Raw genomic sequence first — 15,377 nt, 5'->3', positions numbered from 1 at the left:
CGGAGCGGTCACCGCGGTGGTGTCGCCGGCTCCCGGTAGTGGTCGGCGACCACCCGCGCCATCGCCCCGGCCGGATCCGCCGCCAGGTCCTTGGCGGCGAAGTACACGTGCCCGCGCACCCGCGGGTACCGGGCGGCCAGGGCCAGGTGCCGGGAGAGCTCGGCCGGGTCCTGCCAGGCCGCCGGCTCCCCCGCGGCGCCCGCCCGGTACAGCGCCTCGCCGACGTACAGGTGCGTCCTGGTGCCCTCGGCGACCTCCGCCCACCAGGCCACGAGCCGGGCGTAGTCGGCGGCCGCGTGGCCGATGTGCCAGTAGAGCTGCGGCACGATGTAGTCGATCCAGTGGTTGCGCACCCACGTGCGGGTGTCCGCGTACAGGTCGTCGTACGTCTCGACGCCCGCCCGGGTGTCGGAGCCGCGCGGGTCGGTGGCGGCGTTGCGCCACACGCCGAAGGGGCTGATCCCGAACCGGGTGCCGGGCCGGACCCGCCGGATCCCGGCCGCCATCTCCCGCACCAGCTGGTCGGTGTTGTCCCGGCGCCAGGCGGCCCGGCTGGAGAAGGCGCCGCCGTAGCGGTCGTAGGCCTCGTCGTCGTCGAAGGTCTGCCCGGCGACCGGGTAGGGGTAGAAGTAGTCGTCGAAGTGGACCGCGTCGACCGGGTACCGGGCGACCGCGTCGAGCATCGCCCGCTGCACGAACGCGCGGACCGCGGGCAGGCCCGGGTTGTAGTAGAGCCGGCCGCCGTAGCGCACCACCCAGTCGGGATGTTCGCGCGCGGGGTGCGAGGCGGCCAGCCGGGTGGGGTCGGTGTGGTTCGCGATCCGGTACGGGTTGCACCAGGCGTGCAGTTCCAGACCGCGGGCGTGTGCCTCCTTCACGGCCGTGCCCAGCGGGTCCCAGCCGGGGTCTCGGCCCTGGGTGCCGGTGAGGTACTCCGACCAGGGCTCGTACGGTGACGGCCACAGCGCGTCGGCCGTGGGCCGGACCTGGAGGATCACCGTGTTGAGCCGGTCGCGCACCGCCCGGTCGAGATGGGCGAGCAGCTCCTTGCGCTGCGTGCTCGCCGGGAGCCCGGGCCGCGAGGGCCAGTCGCGGTTGACGACGGTGGCGATCCAGACGCCCCGCATCTCGGCGCTCGCGCGGGGCAGCCGGCCGGCAGCGGGCGCGGTGGGCTGGGCGGGGACGGGAACCGGGTCCCCGACGGACGGAGCCGGCCGCGGACCCGTGACGGACGCGCCCGGTCCCGGAGCCGTGGCGGACGCACCCGGCCCCGGGTCGGCGGCGGAAGGTCCGGCCCCCGGTGCCGGTGCCGTGACGGCCGCCCCCGGCTGCGGGCGCGGGGCGCTCGCGGCCGTCGCCGCGGTCGGTACCGAGGCCAGCGTGGACAGGGCGGCCAGGGTGAAGGTCCGCCGAGACATGCGCCCCATCGGCACACCCCCATACGCTTCGGATCCGCTCCGTCACGGATCGTTCCGCGCCTCAGGATGCCCCCACCCGGCTGATCGATCATCGATACTTGACGGTAACGTGCACGATCGGAGCAGGCGCCGAACCCGGAGGTCTGCCATCGAGCCGGAGAACACAGCGAAGGGGACGATGTGACCGACATCGAGCGCGTCGGAATCGTGGGCTGCGGCCAGATGGGTGCGGGCATCGCCGAGGTGTGCGCCCGCGCCGGACTGGACGTGAAGGTCGCCGAGACCACCGGCGAGGCCCTGGAGATCGGCCGTACCCGGCTGCTCAACTCCCTGGCCAAGGCCGCCGAGCGCGGCAAGATCACCGAGGAGGAGCGGGACGCCACCCAGGCGCGGCTGAGCTTCACCACCGACCTCGGCGAGTTCGCCGACCGGGACCTGGTGATCGAGGCCGTGGTCGAGAACGAGCAGGTGAAGACCGAGATCTTCCAGGTGCTCGACCAGGTGGTGACCCGCCCGGACGCGATCCTGGCCTCCAACACCTCCTCCATCCCGCTGGTGAAGCTGGCGGTCGCCACCTCCCGTCCGGACCACGTCGTCGGCGTCCACTTCTTCAACCCGGCCCCGGTGCAGAAGCTGGTGGAGCTGATCCCGGCGCTCACCACCTCCGAGGGCACCCTGAGCCGCGCCCAGGTCTTCGCCGAGAAGACGCTCGGCAAGCACGCCATCCGCGCCCAGGACCGCTCCGGGTTCGTGGTGAACGCGCTGCTCGTGCCCTACCTGCTGTCCGCGATCCGGATGTTCGAGTCGGGCATCGCGAGCCGCGAGGACATCGACAACGGCATGGAGATGGGCTGCGCCCACCCGATGGGCCCGCTGAAGCTGTCCGACCTGATCGGTCTGGACACCATCGTCTCCATCGCCAACTCGATGTACGCCGAGTACAAGGAGCCGCTGTACGCCGCTCCCCCGCTGCTCCAGCGCATGGTCGAGGCGGGCCGGCTGGGCCGGAAGACCGGCTCGGGCTTCTACACCTACGGCTGATTACGAAGAGCGACGCCTGCGGGCCCGGCACTCCTGCGAGTGCCGGGCCCGTCCGTTTCACACACCGTGTGCGCGCCGGGCACGCATATGCCCGCCACACACGCTCCCCACGCGCCCACCAGGCGAGTTGACTCATCATGCGCATGCAAGGGATGCGGAACCACCCATTTCGACTACTGAAAGGAGCGGACCCGTGACCGCCGAACCGGAGCATCCCGTGGTCCATGGAGAACTCGCAGAGTTACGCCGCCGCCTCGACGTGGCCTACGCCCGTGTCGAGGGAGGGCTGGCGCTGCTGCGCCACCGTACCGAGGAGACCGCCAAGGAGCTGGACGAGCTGGACGCCCGCCTGAACTCGCTGGAACACGCACGCTGGCCGCTGCCCTCGCTCGCCGCGCTCACCTCGCTGGGCGCGCTCCTGGTGACGATCTGGCAGGCGCTGGCCCATTAGCCGTCGGCGAGCCTGAGGTGGTGCAGGAGGAGTAACGCGGCCGCCATGTTGGCGGCCGGGACCTCCCCACGGGCGATCAGGTCGGGGACGAGTTTGAGGGGGACCCATTCCCGCCGGTCCGACTCGAAGTCGTCCACGGGGTGCCCGACGTACTCGCCCCGGTCCGACCAGTAGATGTGGTGCCGGGCGTCGGTGAGGCCGTTGGACGGCTCCACGCTCATGAGGTGGTGCAGGGGCCCCGGCCGCCAGCCGGTCTCCTCCTCCAGTTCCCTGGCCGCCGCGCTCGCGATGTCCTCGCCGTCCTCCACGACGCCCGCGGCCAGTTCCCAGCCCCAGCTGTCGGTGATGAAGCGGTGGCGCCACAGCAGCAGCACCTCGTTCGCCTCGTTCACCACCGTGGCCACCGCCACGGGGCGCAGCCGGATCAGGAAGTGGTCCAGGTGCCGGCCGTCCGGCAGCTCGACATCTGCGAGATTGACGCTGAACCAGCGGTTTTCATACACCGTTTGTTCGTTCTGTTTCGTCCACTGCACGGTTCTGCCACCTTCCGCCGAGTAAGTGGCAATATCGCAGCAGGGACGGTGCGCCCCACAGTGGGCCTACAGCGGTACGCGCAGTGCTCCGTCGATGAGTTCGGCGGCCTCGGCGGTGCCGGCCGAGCCGCAGCGCACCAGATGCTCGCGTACCGCGCGGAGTCTGTCGCGCAGCCGCTGGGACTCCATGCCCCGGGCCTGCTCCGCCATCCGCACGGCGGTGACCACCGCTTTCTCGGCGTTGCCCTGGCGCAGTTCGATGGTGCTGAGCATGGCCAGCCGGTGCACCCGCCCCCGGTCGTGGGCGGGATTGCCGACGGCCGCCGCCGCGTGCTCCCCGGCGGCGGCGAGTTCACCCAGACTGAGCAGTGCCTCGGCCACCTGGACGTTGACCAGCCCGGGCTGGACGTACCCGGTCTCGTCGGGCTCGTATCCCCGCCGGATCCGGTCGGCCGCCGTCTCCGCCCGCCGGATGCAGGACAGCGCGCTGCCGCCGTCCCCGAGATGGGCGTACGCCTTGGCCTGCATCGCGTACAGGTCGGAGGCGAGCGCCGGGGTGATGTGCCGGCCGGCGGCGCGCAGCGCGGCCTCCGCGAAGGCGACGGCCTGCCGGTACTCCCGCATGAACAGCGACTGGTTGACCAGCAGGGCGATCACATAGGCGCCGAGTCCCCGGTCCCCGCTGGCCTTCGCGAGCCGCAGCGCCTGGTGGAAGTAGCGCTGGGCGAGTCCGTGGGCGTCGGAGTCGTACGCGCAGATGCCCGCGATCGCCACCAACCCGCCGGTGGCGCGGTGCAGTTGGCGGCCGGTGGCGTCGGTGTAGCTGCCGCGCAGCAGCGGCGCGGCCTCGGTGTTGAGGAAGCCGACGATCCGCGTCCGGGTCGCGATTCCGCCGGCCTTGCGGTACATCTGCTCGTAGTGCGCCCGGGCGGCCCGCAGCATCTCGATGTCGGCCGCGGTGACCGGGCTCCGGCCGCCGCGGGAGACGTCCACGTCCTCGGGCGGGTTCTCCCACTCCCACACCGGCATCACGGCCGGGGTCCCGGTGACGGCCGGGGCGCCCAGCACATGGGGCCGTTGCTGTTCGTCGGAGCGCCACAGGGCGGTGGCCCGCTCCACGAAACCGCCCAGCGAACCGGCGTGCGGGGTGCTGGGCTCGCCGGGCACGCCGAGGCCGATGTCGTCCAGGGTGACGGGCCGCTGGAGCCGGGCCGCGAGCACCTCGCAGATCAGGTCGGGAACCTGGCCGCGGGGCCGCTGGCCCTTCAACCAGCGTGCCACGGCGGTGTGTTCGTAGCGCAGGGCGAGACCGCGGGCGCGGCCCGCCTGGTTGACGTGGGCGGCGAGGCCGGCATGGGAGATCCCCGCCTCGTCCAGGATGGCGTCGAGCAGAGTGTTGGGCTGCATGGGATGCCCCCCGAGTGGCCTGGTGCGGTCAGCGTAGTGGCTCCGCCTTCACACGGGGTGTGAACGGAGTGCCCGTATCCACCGGGTGCGCGCGCTGTCGCGGAGCGTGTCGGCCCGGTTGACTGCGGTGTCTCGCAAGAGACCGGCCGGGCCGCCGGCTCCCCCTCGAACGACGGCGGCCCGGCCCTGGGCGCGGGAGGCGCCAGGGGATTCCGCGCGGACCCGGGCCGGTCCGGACATGACCCCCTAGCGTCGCGTGACGGCCGGTCGCGGGGCACCCGGGCGGGTCCGCTCGCCCCGGGTCCGGCCGTTCCGCAGCACCAGGAGGGCCACGTCGTCCGTCGGTCTGCCGGCCGTGTGGTGCAGGAGGGACCTGAAGAGAGTGCGCAGCACCGTCTGCGGTGGCACCGGCTGGTCGCCCACCGCCTCGCGCAGCGCCGCGGACAGCGGGAAGAACCGGCCGTGCGGGTCCCGGGCGTCCTCCGCCCCGTCCGTGAAGAGGACGAGCGACTCCCCCGGATGCAGCCGGCCGCAGGACAGGACCTCCAGCTCCGCCGGGAGCGGAAACGGTCCGAGCGGCGGAAGGGGATCCCCGGTCAGCGGTTCGACCGTCGTGCCGCTGACCAGATACGGCCATGGATGACCGCAGTTGAGGGCGCGCAGCTCGCCCGCCCGGCCGATCTCCAGGAGCAGGACGGTGACGAACTCCTCGGCGACCGGGTTGCCGAGGTCGGCGGAGCCGTTCGCGGGGTGCTCGGCGCGGGCGCGTTCGCGGAGGTGGCGGGCGAGGGCGCGGTCCAGTCTGCGCAGCACCAGGCCCAGTTCCGGCTCGTCGTGGGCGGCCTCGCGGAAGCTGCCGAGGAGGGCGGCGACGGTGCCGAGGGCGGCCAGACCGTGCCCTCGTACGTCTCCCATCACCACCCGGACCCCGTGCTCGGTGGCGATGGCCTCGTACAGGTCGCCGCCGACGCTCGCACCCCGGTCGGCCGACACCTGGGCGGCGGCGACGTCGATCCCGTCGAGTCTGGGCGGCAGCGGGCGCAGGACGACGTTCTGCGCGGCCCGCGCCGCCCGCCGGGCGAGCCGCAGCTCCCGCAGCAGGGTGCTGCGGACGTGGAATATGAGGCCGGTGCCCACGGCGAAGAAGACGGCGCTGGTGGCGATGCGCGCGCCGAGGCCGTCCTGCTGGGAGAGCGGGCAGCCGAACTTGTAGCCGACCGCGACGGCTCCCCAGACCGTGGGCAGGACGACTGCCCGCCCGGTGGGCGCCCGTGCCTTGATGCGGATCATGCCTCTGGTCCCCCCTGTGGGCCCTGACAGAGCAGACGGACCGACCCCGAAAGGCCGGTCCGATTCTGTCCACGGCATGACCCGGCTGGGTCGGATCACCCTCACTTCCCACCCGAACGAGTGAGACGACCCGGGCCGCCTCGCATTTATGCAGCTGGCGGCAGGGCTGAGGAACCGTGCGGCCGGCGGCGGAGAACCCGCGGCCGGCCGCACCCGGAGCCTTGAACGGCGACTAGCCCCGCAGGACCGCCCCGGTCCGCTCGCCCGCGAGGGCGACCGCCGCGTCCCGCGCGGCCGAGGCCTCGTCCACGGTCAGCGTCCGGTCTCCGGCGCGGAAGCGCAGCGCGTACGCCAGCGACTTCTTCCCGTCGCCCAGCTGCTCGGCGTTCTCGTACACGTCGAACAGCCGGATCGACTCCAGGAGTTCCCCCGCGCCCTCACGCAGCGCGGCCTCCACGTCGGCGTGCGGCACGAACTGGTCGACCACGAGGGCGACGTCCTGCGTGGCGACCGGGAACGCGGAGATCCGCGGCGCCCGCGGGACACCGTCGCCCGCCGCCTCCAGGGCGTCCAGGTCCAGCTCCGCCGCGCAGGTCCGCTCCGGCAGGCCCAGGGCCTTGAGGACCCGCGGGTGCAGTTCGCCCGCGTGACCCACGACCCGCTCCGTGCCGTCGGCGACGACGACCAGCTCGGCGCAGCGGCCGGGGTGCCAGGGACCGTACTGGCCCTTGCGCACGATCAGTTCGGTACCGGCCTCGCGGGCCACGGCACGCGCCGCCTCGACGGCGTCGGCCCAGTCCGAGGGACGGCCCTTGCCCCACCAGCCGGACTGCTCGCGAGCGCCGGCGAGGACGACGGCGACGTGGCGCGGCTGCTCGGGCAGCGCGGCGTCCAGCGCGGCGATCTCCTCGTCGGTGGGACGCCGGTCGACGGGCAGGTGCGCGGCGACGCGCTGTTCCTCACGCGGGTGGAACACCAGCCCGGTCTCGAACAGCGCCAGGTCGTGCGAGCCCCGGCCGGCGTTGCGCCGCAGCGCGCCGAGCAGGCCCGGCAGCAGCGTGGTGCGGAGCGCGGGCTCCTCGTCGCTGAGCGGGTTGACCAGCTTGACGACCCGGCGGGCCGGGTCGTCGGCCTCCAGGCCGAGCTGGTCGAAGACCTGCTCGCTGACGAAGGGGTAGCTCGGCGCCTCGACGTAGCCCGCGCCGGCCAGGGCGCGGCCGGCCCTGCGGTGCAGCCGCTGGCGGTGCGTGAGGCCGCGGCCCGAGGGGAGCTTGGGCAGCGTGGAGGGCAGGTTCTCGTAGCCTTCGAGCCGGATGACCTCTTCGGCGAGGTCGTTCGGGTCGGTCAGGTCGGGCCGCCAGGACGGGACGGTGACGATGAGCTCGTCCTGCCCGTAGACGTCGCAGCCGACCTGCTGGAGGCGGCGGACGACCGTCTCCCGGCCGTACTCGACACCCGCCACCTTGTCCGGGTGGTCGGCGGGGATGGTGATGGTGTGCGGGGCCGAGGGCGCGATGACCTCGGTGACACCGGCCTCCGCCGTACCTCCGGCGAGCAGGACCAGCAGGTCCACCGTGCGCTGCGCGGCGGCCGCGGCGGCCTGCGGGTCGACACCGCGCTCGAAGCGGCGGGACGCCTCGGACAGCAGCTTGTGGCGGCGGGCCGTACGGGCGATCGAGACGGCGTCGAAGTGGGCGGCCTCGATGACCACGTCGGTCGTCGCGCTCGCGGCGTCCTCGTGGTCGGCGATCTCCGTGTGGGCGCCGCCCATGACACCGGCGAGGCCGATCGGGCCGCGCTCGTCGGTGATGACCAGGTCCTCGGCGTGCAGCGTGCGCTCGACGCCGTCGAGGGTGACGAGCTTCTCGCCCTCCTCGGCCCGGCGTACGCCGATGGTGCCCTCGACCAGCTTGCGGTCGTAGGCGTGCAGGGGCTGGCCCAGCTCCATCATCACGTAGTTCGTGACGTCGACGGCGAGCGAGATCGGGCGCATGCCGACCTTCTGCAGCCGGCGCTGGAGCCAGATCGGGGAGCGGGCCTCGGGGCTCAGGCCGGTGACGGTGCGGGCGGTGAAGCGGTCGCAGCCGAAGGGCTCGGAGACCTGCACCGGGTGGCCGAAGGCGTTCGGGGCCGGTACGTCGATCAGGGCCGGGTCGCGCAGCGGCAGGCCGTAGGCGATGGCGGTCTCGCGGGCGACGCCGCGCAGGGACAGGCAGTCGCCGCGGTTGGCGGTGACGGCGATGTCCAGGACCTCGTCGACCAGCTCCAGCAGCTCGATGGCGTCCTTGCCGACCTCGGTCTCCGGCGGCAGCACGATGATGCCGTGCGTGCCGTCGTCGCCCATGCCCAGCTCGTCGCTGGAGCAGATCATGCCGTGGGACGTCTTGCCGTAGGTCTTGCGGGCGGCGATGGAGAAGCCACCGGGGAGTGTGGCGCCGGGGAGGACCACGACGACCTTGTCGCCGACCGCGAAGTTGCGGGCGCCGCAGACGATCTCCTGGGGCTCACCGGTGCCGTTGGCCTGGCCGACGTCGACCGTGCAGAAGCGGATCGGCTTCTTGAAGCCCTCCAGCTCCTCGATGGTCAGCACCTGGCCGACGACCAGCGGGCCCTTGAGGTCGGCGCCGAGCTGCTCGACGGTCTCGACCTCCAGGCCGGCCGAAATGAGCTTGGCCTGGACGTCGCGGCCGGTCTCCGTCGCCGGCAGGTCGACGTACTCCCGCAGCCAAGAAAGCGGGACCCGCATCAGATCTCCATCCCGAACGGCCGGGTGAACCGGACGTCACCCTCGACCATGTCTCGCATGTCTTCGACGTTGTGGCGGAACATCAGCATCCGCTCGATGCCGAACCCGAAGGCGAAACCGCTGTACTTCTCCGGGTCGATGCCGCAGGCCGTGAGGACCCGCGGGTTGACCATGCCGCAGCCGCCCAGCTCGATCCAGCCCTCGCTGGAGCAGGTGCGGCAGGGCCGGTCGGGGTTGCCGACGGACTCGCCCTTGCACACGTAGCAGAGCATGTCCATCTCGGCGCTCGGCTCGGTGAAGGGGAAGAAGTTGGGCCGCAGCCGGGTCTTCATGCCCTCGCCGAACAGGGACTGGACCATGTGGTCCAGGGTGCCCTTGAGGTCGGCCATGGTCAGGCCCTCGTCCACGGCGAGCAGTTCGACCTGGCGGAACACCGGGGTGTGGGTGGCGTCCAGCTCGTCGGTGCGGTAGACGACACCCGGGCAGATCACGTAGACCGGCAGCTCGCGGTCGAGCATCGAGCGGATCTGCACGGGCGAGGTGTGGGTGCGCAGCACCATGCCGGACTCGGTGCCGCCGTCGGGGCCCTGCACGAAGAACGTGTCGGCCTCGCCGCGGGCCGGGTGGTCCGGGCCGATGTTGAGCGCGTCGAAGTTGAACCACTCCGCCTCGACCTGCGGGCCCTCGGCGACCTCGTAGCCCATGGCCACGAAGATGTCCTCGATGCGCTCGGACAGGGTGGTCAGCGGGTGGCGGGCGCCGGCCGGGACGCGGTCGTAGGGCAGCGTGACGTCCACCGCCTCCTCGACCAGCACCCGGGCGTCACGCTCGGCCTCCAGCTCGGCCTGGCGGGCGGCGAGGGCCTTGTTCACCGCGCCGCGGGCCATGCCGACGCGCTTGCCGGCCTCGGCCTTGGCGTGCGGGGGCAGGGCGCCGATCTCGCGGTTGGCGAGCGCCAGCGGGGAGGCCGGGCCGGTGTGGGCGACCTTGGCCTCGTGGAGCGCGTCGAGGGAGTCCGCGGCGGCGAAGGCGGCGAGCGCCTCGTCCCGCATGCGCTCGATCTCTTCCGGTTTCAACGCCTCGACCTCGACAGGGTCGTACGACTTATTGGGTGCCGACATCTCTTCCCGTGCTTCCGATTGGCTGGCGGATGGTCCCCGTGACCGTGGTGGGCCGTGAGAAGGACACAAAGGTGCCAAAGGCCGAGTCTAACGGGGTGGAGGTATGCGAATGCGCCCGTGGGCCGTCAGGCCCACCCGTCACCCGCCACCGCCCTATACGACGCTACGCGGCACCTCGAATTCAAACGCCGGGGCCGCCACGGGCAACGTAAATCGGAACTCGGCGCCGCCGCTCGCGGCGCGGCCGACCGTGATCGAGCCGCCGTGGGCCTCCACGATGCCCTTGACGATGTACAGCCCGAGACCCGTGCCGCCGCGCTTGCTGCCCCGCCAGAAGCGGGTGAAGACGCGGTTCATGGACTCCTCCGGGATGCCGGGCCCCTCGTCGCTCACCGTGACCGACGTGCCTGTGTCCTCGCCCTCGCGCGGGGACGGTGCGGGCGTGACGTCAATGGTGACGGTTCCCTCTCCGTGCCGCACGGCATTTTCGATGAGGTTGCTGAGCACCTGGTCGATCTTGTCGGGGTCGGCCCACAGCGCGGGCAGCGGCTGTTCGATGCGGAGCAGGAAGCGGTCGGCACGCTGGCCGGCGGCGACGTAGGCCTGGATGTGCCGGGAGACGGCGGCCCCGATGTCGACGGGCTGACGGCGCACCTCCAGCCGGCCGGAGTCGATGCGGGAGATGTCCAGCAGCTCGGCGATGAGGCGGGTGACACGGTCGGCGTCGGCGTCGACGGTCTCCAGCATCAGCCGCTTCTGGTCGTCGGTGAAGCGTTCCCACTTGGCGAGCAGGGTGGCGGTGAAGCCCTTCACGGAGGTGAGCGGGGAACGCAGCTCGTGGGCCACGGTGGCGATCAGCTCGGCGTGGCTGCGCTCGGTGCGGCGGCGGGCCTCGGTGTCGCGGAGGGAGACGACCACGGACCGGACCGGCCCCAGCGGCTCGTCCCGCACGTAGCGGGCGGTGACGAGCACCTCACGGCCGCCCGGCAGCAGCAGGTTGCGCTCGGGCTGCCGGACCCGGATCGGCAGCCCGCCGTAGGGATCGGTGAGCTGCCACCAGCGCCGGCCCTCCAGGTCCTCCAAGGGCAGCACCTTCTCCAGGGACTGGCCGAGGGCGTCGGCGGCCCGGACGGCGGTGATCCGCGCGGCGGCGGCGTTGAAGCAGGTCACGCGGCCCTTCTCGTCGGCGATGACGAGGCCGTCGGGCAGCTGGTCGGGATCGACGCCCGGGCAGCCGTCGGCGGGCCCGGGCGCGGGCGCGCGCCGCGCGTCCCGCCCTTCCGGCGCGGTGCTCGTGCCGGCCACACTCATCCCCGTACCCCACCTCTCAGACGGCGCAGGGCCCCGCGCTGGTCACCTTACTGGCTCTCGGTGACGGAGCGGCACCCTCCGGAGGCGCGCTGTGCACGGGCCGACGCGTAGAGACATACGGCGGCGGCGGTGGCCAGGTTCAGGCTCTCGGCCTTCCCGTGGATGGGGACGCGGACGACGGCGTCGGTGAGGGCGCGGGTCTCCTCCGGCAGCCCCCAGGCCTCGTTGCCGAACACCCAGGCGGTCGGGCCGCCCATCGTCCCCTTGTCCAGCTCCTCGTCCAGGTCGCGGTCGCCGGCCCCGTCGGCCGCGAGGATGCGCACCCCGGCCTCCTTCAGCCCGGCCACGGCCCGCTCGACGGGGACGCCCACGGCGACGGGCAGGTGGAAGTGGGAGCCGACGGAGGCCCGTACGGCCTTGGGGTTGTACAGGTCCACCGAGGCGTCGGTGAGGACCACGGCCTCGGCGCCGGCGGCGTCGGCGCAGCGCAGCACGGTCCCCGCGTTCCCGGGGTCGCGTACGTGCGCGAGGACGGCGACCAGCCGGGGCCGGCTCCTGAGGATCTCCTCGAAGGGGGTGTCCAGGAACCGGCAGACCCCGACCAGGCCCTGCGGGGTGACGGTGGTGGAGATCTCGGCGATGACCTCTTCGGAGGCCAGGTGCACCCGGGCACCGGCGTCCCGGGCCTCCCCGACGATGTCGGCGTACCGCTCCGCGGCCTCGACCGTGGCGAACAGCTCGACCAGCGTCGCCTGTCCCCCGGCCCGGTGCCCGGCAGCCTCCCGCACGGCCTGCGGCCCCTCGGCGAGAAACAGCCGGTCCTTGCCCCGGAAGTTCCGCTTGGCGAGCCGGCGGGCGGCGGAGACACGGGCGGAACGGGGGGAGATGAGCTCAGGGGAGACGGGGGGCATCCTCGTACCTTCGGAGACGTGTGGCGCCCCGCGGGGGGCGCGGGGCTCTGTCGATGTGCGGCTCCGCCGCGCGGGCGCGGGCGGCCACGGCGGACCCGTGGCCGAAGGACGTGCAGTGGACCCAACAACAGGACCCGCAAGCCGTGACAGCCTGCGGGTCCTCCAGTGAACGTCGGCTCAGAGCCAGCGCGGCGTCACGCGGCCTTCGGGGCGTTGACGTCCGACGGCAGCGCCTTCTGCGCGACCTCGACGAGCGCCGCGAAGGCGTTCGCGTCGTTCACGGCCAGCTCGGCCAGGATCTTGCGGTCGACCTCGATGTTCGCGGCCTTCAGACCCTGGATGAAGCGGTTGTAGGTGATGCCGTTGGCGCGGGCAGCGGCGTTGATGCGCTGGATCCACAGCTGACGGAAGTCGCCCTTGCGCTTCTTGCGGTCGTTGTAGTTGTAGACCAGCGAGTGGGTGACCTGCTCCTTGGCCTTGCGGTACAGGCGCGAACGCTGACCGCGGTAGCCGGAGGCCTGCTCCAGGATCGCCCGGCGCTTCTTGTGGGCGTTGACTGCCCGCTTGACGCGTGCCACTTGTTAACTCCTTGTAGCGGGGTCGTGGGGGTGCTCACACGACCCGGAAACGATTCGGTCCCGGTCCCGACGCACGGCGCTCAGAGGGCGCCGCGGCGTCACTTGCCGAGAAGCTTCTTGATCTTCGCGGCGTCGCCCGGGGCCATCTCGGCGTTGCCGGTGAGGCGACGCGTGACGCGGGACGACTTGTGCTCGAGCAGGTGGCGCTTGCCGGCGCGCTCACGGAGCACCTTGCCGGAGCCGGTGACCTTGAAGCGCTTGCTGGCACCGCTGTGCGACTTGTTCTTCGGCATAGCGCCGTTATCTCCTCGTCGGTGGCGCTCCGGTGCCCGGTCGTGAAACCGGGCACGGCGGAGCGTCGCTCTTCTTTCGGTTACATCCTCGGGGACGTACGTCCCCCGGGATCACGCCTCGGCGGAAGCCTCGGCAGGGGCCTCGTCGTGGCCCTCGGCGTTCACAGCGTCCGGGTCCGCGGCGTTCTGCGACTTGCCGGGGTTCGCCTTCGCCTCGGCCTTGCGGGCCTCCTGCGCCTGGCGGGCCTCGGCCATCGCCTCGGTCTTCTTCTTGTGCGGACCGAGAACCATGATCATGTTTCGGCCGTCCTGCTTCGGGTTCGACTCGACGAAGCCGAGGTCCTGGACGTCCTCCGCGAGACGCTGCAGCAGTCGGTAGCCCAGCTCGGGGCGGGACTGCTCGCGACCACGGAACATGATCGTGATCTTGACCTTGTCGCCCTGCTTGAGGAACCGGACGACGTGACCCTTCTTGGTGTCATAGTCGTGCGGGTCGATCTTCGGCCGGAGCTTCATCTCCTTGATGACCGTGTGCGCCTGGTTCTTGCGCGCCTCACGGGCCTTCATGGCCGACTCGTACTTGAACTTCCCGTAGTCCATGAGCTTGCACACGGGCGGACGGGCGTTCGCCGCGACCTCGACCAGGTCCAGGTCGTACTCCTGCGCAAGCTCCAGTGCCTTCGCGAGCGGGACAATGCCCACCTGCTCGCCACTGGGACCGACAAGTCGCACCTCGGGAACGCGAATCCGGTCGTTGATGCGGGGCTCGGCGCTGATGGATCCTCCTCGGTAGCACCACACGGCGGTCTGGCGGACAGCCGCGTAACGTCTCTTTTCGTTAGACCTAACCGCGCCGAAGCACAAAAAATGCCCCGGACGATCACAGGCGGGGCTCCAAGCACTACCGGAGCACCGCCGCGATGCCGCGGGGCGCGCTTTCGGGCGACTCCATCGTCCGTACGGAACGATGGTGGCCGCCTGACCGGGTGACCCGCCGTCCCGGAGGACGGTCGGGTGGGAGATCGGAGCCTCCACTTGTGGGCCGGACACAGTCATGTCCAGCCGGTCGTCTCCCAGACTAGCAGGCTCCCTTGACAAGGGCTAATTGAGGGGCACCGGGCCCGACCACCTATGGTGTGGGACATGAGTGACACCCCTGCCGAGTCCCCTGAGTCCTCAGAGGCCCCCGACTTCGACGCGATGACCCGGGACATCGCCGAGGTCCCCGCCGTCGAGGTGATCGTGACGGTCGCCGTCAACCTGATGAGCGCCGCCGCCGTGAAGCTCGGGCTGAGCGAGGAGGGCGACAAGTACAAGGACCTGGACGAGGCCCGCAAGCTGATCACCGCGCTCGCCGGTCTGCTGGACGCGGGCGCGACCGAGATCAGCTCCTTCCACGCGGCCCCGCTGCGCGACGGCCTGAAGTCGCTGCAGCTGGCGTTCCGCGAGGCGTCGATCGTCCCGGACGAGCCGGGCCAGGGGCCGGGCGAGAAGTACACCGGCCCCGTCTACGGCTGATCTACTCCTTCACGTACAAGGGCTCGCCCGGAGGCGTGGTCCCGGCCGGCAGCAGTGCCAGGTCGAGGCCGCGCACCAGGCGGGCCCGCAGTGTTTCGTCCGCCGCCAGCCGCTCGGCGACCGCGCGGGCGGCCTCGGCGGGCGGCGCGGCCGGGTCGAGGACGAGCGCGAGGGTGCCGTCGGCCCGCCCGGGGCCGAGGTGGGCGCGCAGCACGGCGGGCTCGGCCGCCACCGCCGTCCGGACGGCCTCCACCACGGCGGGGTCGGCGAGCGGGTCGGTGCTGGTGCGGCCCTCGGCGAGGGCCAGCAGCGCCGGGCCGGTCAGCTCGAACGGCACCGGTCCGGCGAGGTCGAGGACGACCGTGTCGGCCTTCTCGTGCGCGGCGGCCTGGAGCGCCTGGTGCAGGGGCACGGCGACCGGGCGGGCCGCGGGGTCCCAGCGGGCGAGGGAGTCGGTGGAGGTGAAGGCGGGCAGCGCGGTGCGGTCGCCGGCCTTCAGGGTGGGTACGGCCATGTCGCTGGTCTTCTCGCGGCGCAGCCCGTTCTCGTCCTCCTCGACCTCGCCGAGCACGGCGACGACGGGGACCAGCAGACGGGCGCCCTTGAGCGCCTCCAGGACGGGCCCCAGGGCGCTGCGGTCCTCGGCCCAGGCGGCGAGCGCGGCGCTCAGCCGGGGGTCGGCGGAGCCGTCGTCGTCGGAGAAGCCGGGGTCGGGAATGTTCTTGTTCGCCACGGTCACCGACCCTATCGGCACGTCTC

15 protein-coding genes are annotated in these 15,377 nt (G+C 72.3%); 3 read left to right on the top strand and 12 right to left on the bottom strand.

Annotated features, from left to right (window positions below):
- Positions 1–8: 8 nt before the first annotated feature.
- Positions 9–1,427 (bottom strand): glycoside hydrolase family 10-like protein, encoded by a 1,419-nt coding sequence (locus ACZ7N4_RS22150; protein ID WP_471360189.1) that lies wholly within the window; start codon positions 1,425–1,427, stop codon positions 9–11.
- Positions 1,428–1,598: 171 nt separating this feature from the next.
- On the opposite strand from ACZ7N4_RS22150, the gene ACZ7N4_RS22145 reads away from it, so the two are divergent.
- A complete protein-coding gene (locus ACZ7N4_RS22145) occupies positions 1,599–2,459 on the top strand; it encodes a 3-hydroxybutyryl-CoA dehydrogenase (protein ID WP_471360187.1) in 861 nt (286 codons plus the stop codon).
- Between the two features lie 193 nt (positions 2,460–2,652).
- Entirely contained in the window at positions 2,653–2,910 is a 258-nt protein-coding gene (locus ACZ7N4_RS22140; RefSeq protein ID WP_356156893.1) for a hypothetical protein, read from the top strand.
- Here the strand turns inward: ACZ7N4_RS22140 and ACZ7N4_RS22135 are convergent.
- From ACZ7N4_RS22135 to infC, 10 genes are all read right to left on the bottom strand, one after another.
- Positions 2,907–3,443 (bottom strand): NUDIX hydrolase, encoded by a 537-nt coding sequence (locus ACZ7N4_RS22135; RefSeq protein WP_189300290.1) that lies wholly within the window; start codon positions 3,441–3,443, stop codon positions 2,907–2,909. The genes ACZ7N4_RS22140 and ACZ7N4_RS22135 overlap by 4 nt on opposite strands.
- 66 nt (positions 3,444–3,509) lie before the next feature.
- Positions 3,510–4,850, bottom strand: a complete 1,341-nt coding sequence (locus tag ACZ7N4_RS22130; RefSeq protein WP_471360182.1) for a transcriptional regulator — start codon at positions 4,848–4,850, stop codon at positions 3,510–3,512.
- 246 nt (positions 4,851–5,096) lie between these two features.
- On the bottom strand, positions 5,097–6,140 hold the full coding sequence (locus ACZ7N4_RS22125; RefSeq protein WP_471360179.1) for a PP2C family protein-serine/threonine phosphatase: 1,044 nt from the start codon (positions 6,138–6,140) through the stop codon (positions 5,097–5,099).
- A gap of 232 nt (positions 6,141–6,372) precedes the next feature.
- Complete coding sequence (gene pheT, locus ACZ7N4_RS22120) at positions 6,373–8,886, bottom strand: phenylalanine--tRNA ligase subunit beta (RefSeq protein ID WP_471360176.1); 2,514 nt, start codon at positions 8,884–8,886, stop codon at positions 6,373–6,375.
- A complete protein-coding gene (pheS, locus tag ACZ7N4_RS22115) occupies positions 8,886–10,007 on the bottom strand; it encodes a phenylalanine--tRNA ligase subunit alpha (RefSeq protein WP_388324508.1) in 1,122 nt (373 codons plus the stop codon). The genes pheT and pheS overlap by 1 nt, the downstream gene beginning before the upstream one ends.
- A gap of 153 nt (positions 10,008–10,160) precedes the next feature.
- The gene (locus ACZ7N4_RS22110; protein WP_471360173.1) at positions 10,161–11,318 is read right to left on the bottom strand and encodes a sensor histidine kinase; all 1,158 of its coding nucleotides are present in this window, start codon (positions 11,316–11,318) and stop codon (positions 10,161–10,163) included.
- Positions 11,319–11,365: 47 nt separating this feature from the next.
- Positions 11,366–12,229, bottom strand: a complete 864-nt coding sequence (locus tag ACZ7N4_RS22105; RefSeq protein ID WP_471360170.1) for a TrmH family RNA methyltransferase — start codon at positions 12,227–12,229, stop codon at positions 11,366–11,368.
- 194 nt (positions 12,230–12,423) lie between these two features.
- Entirely contained in the window at positions 12,424–12,807 is a 384-nt protein-coding gene (rplT, locus tag ACZ7N4_RS22100; protein WP_016642495.1) for a 50S ribosomal protein L20, read from the bottom strand.
- A gap of 98 nt (positions 12,808–12,905) precedes the next feature.
- Positions 12,906–13,100: a 50S ribosomal protein L35 gene (gene rpmI / locus ACZ7N4_RS22095; RefSeq protein ID WP_004933563.1), complete on the bottom strand. Its 195-nt coding sequence runs from the start codon at positions 13,098–13,100 to the stop codon at positions 12,906–12,908.
- A 111-nt stretch (positions 13,101–13,211) separates the two neighbouring features.
- Positions 13,212–13,901: a translation initiation factor IF-3 gene (infC, locus tag ACZ7N4_RS22090; protein ID WP_358643454.1), complete on the bottom strand. Its 690-nt coding sequence runs from the start codon at positions 13,899–13,901 to the stop codon at positions 13,212–13,214.
- 342 nt (positions 13,902–14,243) lie between these two features.
- Between infC and ACZ7N4_RS22085 the strand changes: the two genes are divergently transcribed.
- Positions 14,244–14,618, top strand: coding sequence for a DUF1844 domain-containing protein (locus tag ACZ7N4_RS22085; protein WP_471360165.1), 375 nt, complete (start codon positions 14,244–14,246; stop codon positions 14,616–14,618).
- 1 nt (position 14,619) lies between these two features.
- On the opposite strand, the gene ACZ7N4_RS22080 is transcribed toward ACZ7N4_RS22085, so the two are convergent.
- Positions 14,620–15,351, bottom strand: coding sequence for an SseB family protein (locus ACZ7N4_RS22080; RefSeq protein WP_356156915.1), 732 nt, complete (start codon positions 15,349–15,351; stop codon positions 14,620–14,622).
- Positions 15,352–15,377 lie beyond the last annotated feature (26 nt).

Source organism: Streptomyces sp. NPDC107654 (assembly GCF_055639035.1).
This window is presented reverse-complemented; position numbering and strand designations above follow the sequence as displayed.